This is a genomic window from Stenotrophomonas sp. 2YAF22 (assembly GCF_052114665.1).
GTDB classification, from domain to species: Bacteria; Pseudomonadota; Gammaproteobacteria; order Xanthomonadales; family Xanthomonadaceae; genus Stenotrophomonas; species Stenotrophomonas indicatrix.
Genome location: NZ_JBFRFE010000073.1, coordinates 1 through 10,465, shown reverse-complemented (window position 1 = coordinate 10,465; position 10,465 = coordinate 1). Strand labels below are relative to the sequence as shown.

The window sequence follows — 10,465 nt, the reverse complement described above, 5'->3', positions numbered from 1 at the left end:
GGCACGTGCTGTTCGCCGTCGGCAGTTTCGAGGGCTACGGCAAGCTGTCGCGCCGCGACCCGGAAGAGATGCTGGCCGGTGCCCGTGTCGAGGTCGCTCCCTACAAGCGCGCGCCTGGCGACTTCGTGCTGTGGAAGCCGTCCGGCGACGACCTGCCGGGCTGGGAGTCGCCCTGGGGCCGCGGCCGTCCCGGCTGGCATATCGAATGCTCGGCGATGGCCGCCGCGCACCTTGGCGAGACCATCGACATCCATGCCGGCGGCGTCGACCTGCAGTTCCCGCACCACGAAAACGAGATCGCACAGAGCGAGTGCGCGCACGGCGGCAAGGTGTTCGCGCGCTTCTGGCTGCACAACGGCATGCTCAACTTCGGCGGCGCCAAGATGAGCAAGTCGATCGGCAACATCGAGCGCGTCCACGACCTGGTGCGCAGGCATGCCCCCGAGGCGCTGCGCCTGGCGTTGCTGTCGGCCCACTACCGGCAGCCGCTGGACTGGTCCGACGCGCTGATCGAACAGTCCGGCCGCACCCTCGACCGCCTGTATGGCACCCTGCGCGAGCTGGCCGATGTGGCCGCCGCCGCGGTGATCCCGGCAGAGATCGAAGCGGCATTGGATGACGATCTCAATACGCCGCAGGCGTTGGCCGAAGTGGCCCGTATTGCCGGTGAAGCGCGCCGCGCCACCGATCCTGCCGAACGCGCACGCTTGAAGAGTGAACTGCTCGGCGCCGGCCTCGCCCTGGGCCTGCTGCAGGCCGATCCGGCGCAGTGGTTCGGCAACGCCGCTGGCGACAGCGACGACGACGCGCGCATCCAGGGCTTGATCGACGAACGTGCGGCGGCCAAGCAGGCGCGCGACTTCGCCCGTTCCGACGCCATCCGCGACCAGCTGGCCGCCGAAGGCATCGTGCTGGAAGACACCCCGCAGGGCGTGCGCTGGTCGCGCAAGCGCGGCTGACCTGCCCTGCCCCGTGGCCGGTCCGCCGGCCACGCTCCCTACTGTAGAGACTGTTGTGATCGACTCCCCGTTCCCGCTTGAACCCACCGCCGCCGAGGCACAGACGGCCATCGCCGAGGAATTCGGTTTCTTCGGCGACTGGTCCGAGCGCTACCAGTACCTGATCGACCTCGGCCGCAAGCTGCCCGCCTTCCCGGACGCGTGGAAGACCGAAGAGCACCGCCTGCTCGGTTGCCAGTCAATGGTCTGGATCGTGCCGGAAGGCAACGCGCAGTCGCTGCGCTTCCACGCCATCAGCGATTCGGCCATCGTTTCCGGCCTGATCTTCCTGGCGCTGCGCGTGTACTCCGGGCGCAGCGCGCAGGAGATCCTGACCACCGAACCCAGCTACATCCAGGATATCGGCCTGGCCCGCCACCTGTCGCCGACCCGCAGCAACGGCGTGGCGGCAATGCTGGCGTTCATCCGTGAGACCGCGCAGGCTCAGCTGCAGCGCGATCCGTCGTGAGCGAGCCCGCCACGGCCGAAGACACCGCGCTGGGCCTGCTGTCCCGGCCCGGTTTCGCCAGGCTGCTGGCGTATCGCATCTTCGCGATGCTGTCCTACCAGGTGGTCGCGGTCACCGTCGGTTGGCACATCTACGAAGTCACCCGCAATCCGTTCTCGCTGGGCCTGATCGGCCTGGCCGAGGTGCTGCCGTTCTTCTGCGTGGCCCCGTTTGCCGGTTACCTGGTGGATCATCTGCCGCGCCGCAAGTTGGGCATGGTCGCCTGTTCCGGCCTGGTCGCCACCGCGCTGGTGCTGACCAGCGTAGCCAAGGGCTGGCTGCCGGTTGAAGGCGTGTGGCCGATCTATGCAGCCATCGCCCTGACCGGCATGGTCCGCGCCTTCCTGTCGCCGATCTACAACGCCCTGTTCGCCCGCGTGTTGCCACGTGAACATTTCGCCCGTGGCGCCGGCCTCGGCGCCGTGGTGTTCCAGACCGGCATGATCGCCGGCCCGGCACTGGGTGGCGTGCTGGTCGGCTTCGGTGGCAAGGGCCTGTCCTATGCGGTGGCCACGGCCTTCGCGCTGGTGGCGATGGGCTGCCTGGCCACGCTGAAGGTGGAAGAGCCGGTGCATGCCGGTCCAGCCGCCCCGATCTTCAAGAGCATTGCCGAAGGCGCGCGCTTCGTGGTCGGCAACCGGATCATGGTCGGCGCCATGGCGCTGGACATGTTCTCGGTACTGCTGGGCGGTGTGGTGGCGATGCTACCGGCGTTCCTGCACGAGATCCTGCATCACGGCCCGGAGGGCCTGGGCATCCTGCGCGCGGCCCCGGCACTGGGTTCAGTGTGCGTGGGCCTGTGGCTGGCGCGCCACCCCCTGCACCGCAATGCCGGTCGGGTGCTGCTGTTCGCGGTCGCCGGCTTCGGCTTGTGCGTGATCGGCTTCGGCCTGTCCCAGCACTTCTGGCTGTCGGCGTTGATCCTGCTGTTCTACGGCGCCTTCGACGGCGTGTCGGTGGTGATCCGCTCCACCATCCTGCAGTTGGCCACGCCGGAAGAGATGCGCGGCCGGGTATCGTCGATCAATGGCATCTTCATCAGTTCGTCCAACGAACTGGGCGCGTTCTATGCCGGCACGATGGCCAGGGTGCTGGGGCTGGTGCCGGCGGTGGTGCTGGGCGGGTTCGCGGTGCTGAGCGTGGCCGGGGTCACCGCATGGAAGAACCCGACGCTGCGCAAATTGAATCTGCGCGATCTGCAGTGATCCCGCGGAGAGCGGGTTCGGCGGCGCCGGGCATTTGATTGCCCCCGTCACTCTTCCTCGATGCGGTGCTCGGCTCGCTACTAGGCGGACCCATCAGTCGCGAGCGCACGCATGGTCGCCCCTGCTAGAGCCAAGCCATGCTTGGCTGCTCCTGCTTTTGCTCTCCCACCCTCCAGCCTCCGGCTTCGGCCTGAGCCGAGCGTGGTTCGGCTCTACAGCGGCCGCACTCGGGAACCGTCTGGAGCGGGCGGGTCACCCGGGCCAGGACCGTTCGCGCCATGGATGGCGCGACCGAGCCCCCAAGGATGGGTTTACGGCGTGTCCTGGTCCGGGTGACCCGCCCGCTCGCTCACGGAACAACCAAGGCGCCGCTCTACACAGCCAACTCGAACCCAACAAAAAACCCGGCCGAAGCCGGGCTTTTTGCATGACATCACAACGAACCGGAATCAGTCGCCCTGCTGCTTCTGCAGGTGCTCCCAACGCTCCTGGGCGTCGATGGTGCGCTCGGCGGTCAAGCGCGCTTCAAGGCGCTCCAGGCCGATCTCTTCACCAGTGTCCACGCAGTACCCGTAATCGCCTGCTTCCAGGCGCTTGAGGGTGCTGTCGATCTTGCCGATCAGCTTGCGGTAACGGTCACGGGTGCGCAGCTCCAGCGAGTTCTCGGTTTCGCGGGTCGCGCGCTCGGCTTCATCGCCGATGTCACGCACTTCCTCACGCAGGTTCTCGATGGTCTGCTTGGACTCTTCCACCAGGTCGGCGCGCCAGTTCTGCAGGCGCTGGCGGAAGTACTCCTGCTGCAGCGGGCTCATGTACTCCTCGTCCGAGGCCGGCTTGTAGCCTGCGGGCAGGATCGGGCGGCCGGTGGCCTCATCGGTCTTGTATTCGACGACCTTGTACTYGCTACGCGGCGCAGGCGCTGCCGAACGGGCAGCGACGGCCACGGCAACCTTGCCCACGGGGCGGGTCACGGTCTTCGGAGCGGAATCGGATTTCACGGCGGTTTTAGCAGGCGATTTCGAAACGGGCACGGGATTCTTGGATTGCGGGGCGGTCGATGCTGCAGAAGCGGCGGCCGTGGCCGGCTTGGGGGCCGGTTTGGCTGCTGCCACTGCCGCGGTCTTGGCCGGGACAGACTTGGCCGGGGCCGGCTTCGCAGCTGGCTTCGGTGCGGACTTCACTACAGGGGCCGGCGTCGGCTTGGCGGCCGGCGGGGCGACATTCTTGGCAACCTTCTTGGCCGGTGCCGGCTTGGCAGGCGCCACCTTCTTTGCTGCCGGCTTGGCAGCAGGCGCGGCGGCAACCTTCTTCACCACCGCCTTCGGCGCCGGCTTGGCTGCTGCCTTCTTCGGTGCCGGCTTGGCAGCGGCCTTCTTCACCGGCGCAGCCTTGCTGGCAACCTTCTTCACCGCCGGCGCCTTCTTGCTGGCAGCGACAGGTTTGGCCTTGACCGGCGCAGCGGGTTTCTTCGCCACTGCCGGCTTGCCGGATTTCACCGGCGCTTTCTTTGCGGTGGCCTTCCTGGCCGCCGGCTGTGAGGATGCCGCCTTGGTCGCCGGCTTGCTGGCCGGCTTCTTGGCAACGGGCTTGGCCGCCAACTTCTTCACAACAGGCTTGGCGGTTTTCTTGGCGGCCTTGACGGCCTTCTTTGCAGTTTTTTTAGCAGCCACGAAACGCTCTTCCTTGGATTCCCCGGGGCCCGGGAAAGCGGGCCTTTATAGCCTACCCGACCCGCAGCAGCAACCTTGGGGGCCCGCTCCATTCAGTCCAGGAGTCAACGGGTCCAAGGTGCGGTCCGACGAACACGGACCGCCTTGCGCGGTACGGAACCTGTCCGGCACCTGGAGGGGTGCCGCTAGCGGTCGCAGGCCATCTACGACATGCGACCAACGGCCCATCCTGCACAAATGCGGCCTTCATGCCAACTGGCTTAAGATGACTGCGTGATCTCGCGCCTGCTCATCGCCCTGCTGCGCTTCTACAAGCGCTTCATCAGCCCCCTGCTGGGGCCTCGCTGCCGTTTCGTGCCGAGCTGCTCTGAATACGCCATGGATGCCATCTCCCGGCACGGCCCGCTGCGCGGCAGCTGGCTGGCGGCGCGACGGCTGGGCCGCTGCCATCCGTTCCATCCCGGCGGCTTCGATCCAGTGCCCGAATCTCCCAACGCCCCTTCTTGCCGTTGCACAGGAAAACACTGACATGTCCTCCACGCTCATCACCAACGCCCGCCTGGTCAATGAAGGCCGCACCTTCGAAGGCGACCTGCGCATCGAGAACGACCGCATCGCGCAGATCGGCAAGGGTTTGACCCCGCGTGATGGCGAACAGGTGGTGGATGCGGCCGGGCGCTGGCTGCTGCCCGGGATGATCGACGACCAGGTGCATTTTCGCGAACCCGGCCTGACCCACAAGGGTGACATCGCCAGCGAATCGGCTGCAGCCGTGGCCGGTGGCCTGACCAGCTTCATGGACATGCCCAACACCAACCCGCCGACCCTGGATTCGACCATCCTGGAAGCCAAGTACGAGCTGGCACGCGGCCGGGCCTGGGCCAACTACGGTTTCTACCACGGTGCCAGCAACGACAACCTGGACGCCATCCGCGCGCTCGATCCGAAGAAGGCGCCGGGTGTGAAGGTATTCATGGGCGCCTCCACCGGCAACATGCTGGTCGACAACCCGGAAACCCTGGACGCGATTTTCCGCGAGTGCCCGACCCCGATCATCACGCACTGCGAAGACACGCCGATGATCGATGCCAACCTGAAAGCGTTCCAGGAGAAGTACGGCGACGCACTGACCCCGGAGATGCACCCGGACATCCGTTCGCGCGAAGCCTGCATCAAATCAACGCGGCTGGCCATGTCGCTGGCGCGCAAGCACGGCACCCGCCTGCACGTGCTGCACATCTCCACCGCCGACGAACTGGCGCTGTTCGAGAAGGGCCCGCTGATCCGCGCCGACGGCAGCCGCAAGCAGATCACCGCCGAAACCTGCGTGCACTTCCTGCACTTCGCCCGCCCGGATTACGCGACCAAGGGCAACCTGATCAAGTGCAATCCGGCGATCAAGGACGTGGCCGATCGCGAGGCGATCACGGCCGCGTTGGCTGACGACGTGCTGGACGTGCTGGCCACCGACCACGCCCCGCATACCTGGGAAGAGAAGCAGAAGCCCTATGCGCAGGCGCCGTCCGGCCTGCCGCTGGTGCAGTACGCGCTGGTCGCCGCACTGGAACGCGTGCACGAAGGCAAGCTGACCCGCGAGCAGGTCGTGCAGAAATTCGCCCATGCCCCGGCCCAGTTGTTCGATGTGGAAGAGCGTGGCTTCCTGCGCGAAGGTTACTTTGCCGATCTGGTGCTGGTGGAGGATGTGCCGTTCACGGTCAAGCGCGAGGACGTGCTGTCCAAGTGCGGCTGGTCGCCGTTCGAAGGCACCACGTTCCGTTCGCGCATCGCCTCCACCTGGGTCAACGGCCAGCTGGTCTGGGACGGCAGCACGCTGGTGGGCAAGCCCGCCGGCCAGCGCATGACCTACGACCGCTGATGCGTCCGGCACTCATGTTCGCGGCGCTGCTGCTGGCAGCGCCCCTGCTCTCCGCACCCGCAGCCCAGGCACAGGACGGCATCGGCGACCTGATCGACAGCCGCGTGGTGTTCCCGGCCAGCGCGTCGCAGGGCGCGCTGGTGATCGGCAAGGTTCCTGCCGGCAGCAGCGTGCGCTATGCAGGTCGCGACCTGCGCGTGAGCAGCTACGGCAGCGTGGTGCTCGGCATCGGTCGCGATGAGAAGGGCCCGCTGCAGGTGCAGATCCGCCGACCGGATGGCAGCAGCGAGACGGCCGCCATCGCCGTGACCCCACGCGACTGGCCGACCGAGCGGGTGAACGGCGTACCGCCGAAGACGGTCAATCCGCCGCCGGCCATCGCCGAGCGGATCAAGCGCGAACAGGCGCAGGTCACCGCTGCGCGTGCGCGCGACGACAACCGCACCGATTTCACCCAGACCTTCATCTGGCCGGTGCAGGGCCGCATCAGCGGCCGCTTCGGCAACGCCCGCGTGTACAACGGCCAGCCCGGCGCCGGCCACTCCGGCATGGACATCGCAGTGCCGACCGGCACCCCGGTGAAGGCACCGGCGGCTGGTGTGGTGACGTTCGCCGGGCCGGATCTGTACCTGACCGGTGGCACCCTGCTGCTCGACCACGGCTTCGGCGTCAGTTCGAACTTCCTGCACCTGTCGCGCATCGACGTGAAGGTCGGTGATCGCGTCGAACAGGGCCAGGTGATCGCCGCCGTCGGCGCCACCGGCCGTGCCACCGGGCCGCACCTGCACTGGGGCATGAACTGGTTCGACACCCGCATCGATCCGCTGCTGGTGCTGGAGCGCAAGTAACGGTAGTGCCGGCCGCTGGCCGGCAACCTCATGGTGTTCACCAACCTACCCGGATTGCCGGCCAGCGGCCGGCACTACCAGGTGAGGGTTCAGCCGCGCGCGGCCCACCACACGCGCAGCAACGTGCGCACGGGCGTGGCTTCAATCGGTTTGCCGGCGGCCTGCGCCGCCAGACGTGCACGCGCCAGGCTCGCCCACACCCGGCGTGCGCGTGGACCGGGCACGCGGGTGCCCCACCCTTTCAGCAACTGCTGCGCCCAACGCTGTGCAGCGTTGCCGGCATCTTCGTCCAGCAGGCTGCGCGGAACTCCGGCCACGCCAGCGTCCTGCAGGCGCTGGGCCAGGGTCTGCAGCAGCACGGCATGGCCAGCCCCCTTGCGCGGCTTGTCGGCAAACACCACGACCTCGACCGCAGCCACCGCGTCGGCATAGTTGCCCAGTGCGCGTTCGGCTCCGGCAGCGTCCAGCGCTACGGTGCGCGCCTCGACCAGATCCGGCAGCGCCTCGGCCAGCTGCACCCACGGTGCCCGTACCGGCTCCAGCACGCGTCCCAGCGGATGCCGCGAACGCTGCGCGGCCCAGCTGCGCAGTTCCTCGCCCCACCATGCCAGCTTGGCGTCCGCCGGCAGCGGGTCGCCAGTGGTGTTGAGCATGTCGTCGAATTCCTGCAGCAGCGCGAACCACGCCAGCGCCACATGGCGCTGCGGTTCGGCCACGAACGGCTCGGCCACCGACCATTCCGGCCAGCGGCTGCGCCACTTGTCGAGGAAACTATCCAGCGCGGTACTGCTCACTACGTTGTTCCTTACGGCTGGGCCGGGGTCGCCGGCCGGGTCGGCCAGAGACTGGCCAGTTGCAGAAGTCCGGCGTTCTCGACCAGCACATCGGCCTGCCAGGCCAACGGGTCATCACTGTGCAGGCGGTAGCCCCACAGCGCCGCCACCGACGGCATGGCGGCAGCACGCGCGGCGATGATGTCGCGCTCATCGTCGCCGACGTACACGCAGTCTTCCGCTGCGATGCCGATCAGCTGCGCGGCGTGCAGCAGCGGCAACGGATGCGGCTTGCGCTCGGCCAGGGTGTCACCACCGACCAGCACGGCGCAGCGCTGCTGCCAGCCGTACTGGGGCACGATCAGCCGCGCCAGGTATTCAGGCTTGTTGGTGACGATGCCCCACACCGTACCAGCAGCGTCCAGCGCATCGAGCATGCCGGCGACGCCGTCGAACAGCACGGCGTGCTGGCCGATCGAGGCTTCGTAGCGCTGCAGGAACTCGGGAATCAGTGCGTCGCGCTCGGCCGCTTCCAGCTCTGGAAACGCGGCCGACACCATCGCCCGTGAGCCCTTGGACACCACCGGCCGCAACTGCGCCGGATCGATCGGTGCGCGGCCGCGCTCGGCCAGCATCGCATCAAGGGTGGCGACGAAATCCGGGGCGCTGTCCAGCAGCGTACCGTCCAGGTCGAACAGCACCGCACGCGGGAACACGGCGGCGGTCACKGGGCCTTGACCGCGTGGGCCAGGTAGTTGATGTCGGTGCGGCTGCTCAGGCGGGCGCGGTTGCGCCACGGCTCATAGGCCATGCCGCTGACATCGGCCAACTGCAGGTCGGCCTCGCGCAGCCAACGTGCCAGCTCGGCCGGCTTGATGAATTCCTGGTAGTGGTGGGTGCCCCTGGGCAGCAGGCGTGCCACGTACTCGGCACCGACGATGGCCACGGCGAATGCGGCTGCGGTGCGGTTGATGGTGGACAGGAACAGATGGCCACCCGGCTTCAGCAAACGCTTGCAGGCCTCGATGATCGCGCCCGGATCGGGCACGTGCTCGAGCATTTCCATGCAGGTCACCACATCGAAGCTGCCCGGTTGTTCGGCGGCCAGGTCCTCGGCGGCCTGCACCCGGTAGTCGACGCTGACGCCGCTTTCCAGGGCATGCAGACGCGCAACCTTGACCAGCTCCGGCGCCAGATCGATGGCGGTCACTTCGGCACCGGCCTGGGCCAGCGCTTCACTCAGCAGCCCGCCACCGCAACCGATGTCGAGCACACGCGCACCTCGCAGCGGCGCGCGGTCGGCAACGTACTGCAGGCGCACCGGATTCAGTGCGTGCAGCGGCTTCTGCGGGCCGTCGGCGTCCCACCAGCGGTTGGCCAGCGCAGCGAACTTGTCCAGCTCGGCCTGATCGAAATTGGAAGAAGCGTGGGGGGCAGTCATGACGGTTGTCCTTGCGGCGCCTGCACTCAGGCGCGGATATGACGGATGCGCTCGCGCCACTGGCGCGCGTTGGCGATGATGCCCGGCAGGTCCATGCCGACCAGCTCGCGCTGCACCAGCTTGGGCTTGCCGGCGATCCAGACGTCGCTGACCTGCTGCCGGCCGGTGGCGTACACCAGCTGCGACAGCACGTTGTGCAACGGCTGGGTCTCCAGCGCGGACAGATCAACGCAGACCAGGTCGGCCTGCTTGCCGACCTCGATCGAGCCGATGTGCTCGCCGAAGCCCAATGCGCGGGCGCCACCCAGCGTGGACGCGCGCAACGTGGTCGCCGCGTCCAGCGCGGTGGCATCGTCGGCCACAGCCTTGGCCAGGATCGCCGCGGTGCGGTTCTCGCTGAACATGTCCAGGTCGTTGTTGCTGGCGCAGCCGTCGGTGCCGATGGCCAGGTTCACACCGGCGCGCTGCAGGGCGCAGGCCGGGCAGAAACCAGAGGCCAGTTTCAGGTTCGATTCCGGGCAATGCACCACGCTGACGCCACGCTCGGCGCACAGGTGGATCTCGGCTTCGGTCAGCTGGGTCATATGCACCGCGATCAGGCGGTCGTTGACCAGGCCGAGGCGATCCAGCCGCGCCAGCGGACGCTGGCCGTGCAGCTTGATCGAATCGGTGATTTCCTGCGCGGTTTCATGGGTATGCAGATGCACCTGCATGTCCAGCTGGTCGGACAGCATCCGCACCCGCTCGAAATTGGCATCGTTGACCGTGTACGGCGCATGCGGCGCGAATGCGGTGCCGATCAGCGGGTCGGTGCGCCACTGGTCATGCAGTTCACCGGCCTTGGCGAAGTACTCGTCGTCGGTCTTGGCCCAGGCGGTGGGGAAGTCGATGATGACCGCGCCGACCAGCGCGCGGAAACCGTGCTTCTTGTAGACGGCGGCCTGCACGTCACCGAAGAAATAGTTCTCGTTGGCGCAGGTGGTGCCGCCACGCAGCATCTCGGCGATGGCAAGGGTGGTGCCGTCGGCCACGAATTCGGGCCCGATCACCGCCGCTTCCACCGGCCAGATGTGCTGCTGCAGCCAGGTCATCAGCGGCAGGTCGTCAGCGACGCCGCGCAGCAGGGTCATCGGGTTGTGCGTATGT

Annotated in this window: 11 protein-coding genes; 6 read left to right on the top strand and 5 right to left on the bottom strand. The window is 67.6% G+C overall.

Annotated elements, in window-relative coordinates; all coding sequences use genetic code 11:
- The 3 genes from AB4Y84_RS04935 to AB4Y84_RS04925 all read left to right on the top strand — a co-directional run.
- The coding region (locus tag AB4Y84_RS04935; protein WP_442249836.1) for a cysteine--tRNA ligase at positions 1-959 on the top strand (959 nt) is incomplete at its 5' end.
- Between the two features lie 55 nt (positions 960-1,014).
- Positions 1,015-1,467, top strand: coding sequence for a SufE family protein (locus tag AB4Y84_RS04930; protein WP_442244047.1), 453 nt, complete (start codon positions 1,015-1,017; stop codon positions 1,465-1,467).
- Positions 1,464-2,711: an MFS transporter gene (locus tag AB4Y84_RS04925; RefSeq protein ID WP_336030027.1), complete on the top strand. Its 1,248-nt coding sequence runs from the start codon at positions 1,464-1,466 to the stop codon at positions 2,709-2,711. Before AB4Y84_RS04930 ends, AB4Y84_RS04925 begins: the two co-directional genes overlap by 4 nt.
- A gap of 449 nt (positions 2,712-3,160) precedes the next feature.
- Here the strand turns inward: AB4Y84_RS04925 and dksA are convergent, their stop codons facing one another.
- A complete protein-coding gene (gene dksA / locus AB4Y84_RS04920; RefSeq protein ID WP_442249835.1) occupies positions 3,161-4,381 on the bottom strand; it encodes an RNA polymerase-binding protein DksA in 1,221 nt (406 codons plus the stop codon).
- Positions 4,382-4,654: 273 nt separating this feature from the next.
- On the opposite strand from dksA, the gene yidD reads away from it, so the two are divergent.
- From yidD to AB4Y84_RS04905, 3 genes are read left to right on the top strand one after another with little or no spacing between them, the layout of a single operon-like run.
- A complete protein-coding gene (yidD, locus tag AB4Y84_RS04915; RefSeq protein ID WP_014037867.1) occupies positions 4,655-4,909 on the top strand; it encodes a membrane protein insertion efficiency factor YidD in 255 nt (84 codons plus the stop codon).
- 1 nt (position 4,910) lies between these two features.
- Complete coding sequence (locus tag AB4Y84_RS04910; RefSeq protein WP_223495790.1) at positions 4,911-6,257, top strand: dihydroorotase; 1,347 nt, start codon at positions 4,911-4,913, stop codon at positions 6,255-6,257.
- Positions 6,257-7,105 (top strand): M23 family metallopeptidase, encoded by an 849-nt coding sequence (locus AB4Y84_RS04905; RefSeq protein ID WP_312786244.1) that lies wholly within the window; start codon positions 6,257-6,259, stop codon positions 7,103-7,105. The genes AB4Y84_RS04910 and AB4Y84_RS04905 overlap by 1 nt, the downstream gene beginning before the upstream one ends.
- 89 nt (positions 7,106-7,194) lie before the next feature.
- Here AB4Y84_RS04905 and AB4Y84_RS04900 read toward each other — a convergent pair whose 3' ends face one another.
- The 4 genes from AB4Y84_RS04900 to AB4Y84_RS04885 all read right to left on the bottom strand — a co-directional run.
- Entirely contained in the window at positions 7,195-7,899 is a 705-nt protein-coding gene (locus AB4Y84_RS04900) for a squalene/phytoene synthase family protein (RefSeq protein WP_442244048.1), read from the bottom strand.
- 11 nt (positions 7,900-7,910) lie between these two features.
- Positions 7,911-8,606: a phosphoglycolate phosphatase gene (locus tag AB4Y84_RS04895; RefSeq protein WP_312787521.1), complete on the bottom strand. Its 696-nt coding sequence runs from the start codon at positions 8,604-8,606 to the stop codon at positions 7,911-7,913.
- Entirely contained in the window at positions 8,603-9,319 is a 717-nt protein-coding gene (ubiG, locus tag AB4Y84_RS04890; RefSeq protein WP_442249834.1) for a bifunctional 2-polyprenyl-6-hydroxyphenol methylase/3-demethylubiquinol 3-O-methyltransferase UbiG, read from the bottom strand. The genes AB4Y84_RS04895 and ubiG overlap by 4 nt, the downstream gene beginning before the upstream one ends.
- Before the next feature lie 26 nt (positions 9,320-9,345).
- Positions 9,346-10,465: TRZ/ATZ family hydrolase (locus AB4Y84_RS04885; RefSeq protein ID WP_442249833.1), on the bottom strand; the 1,120-nt coding region annotated here is incomplete at its 5' end.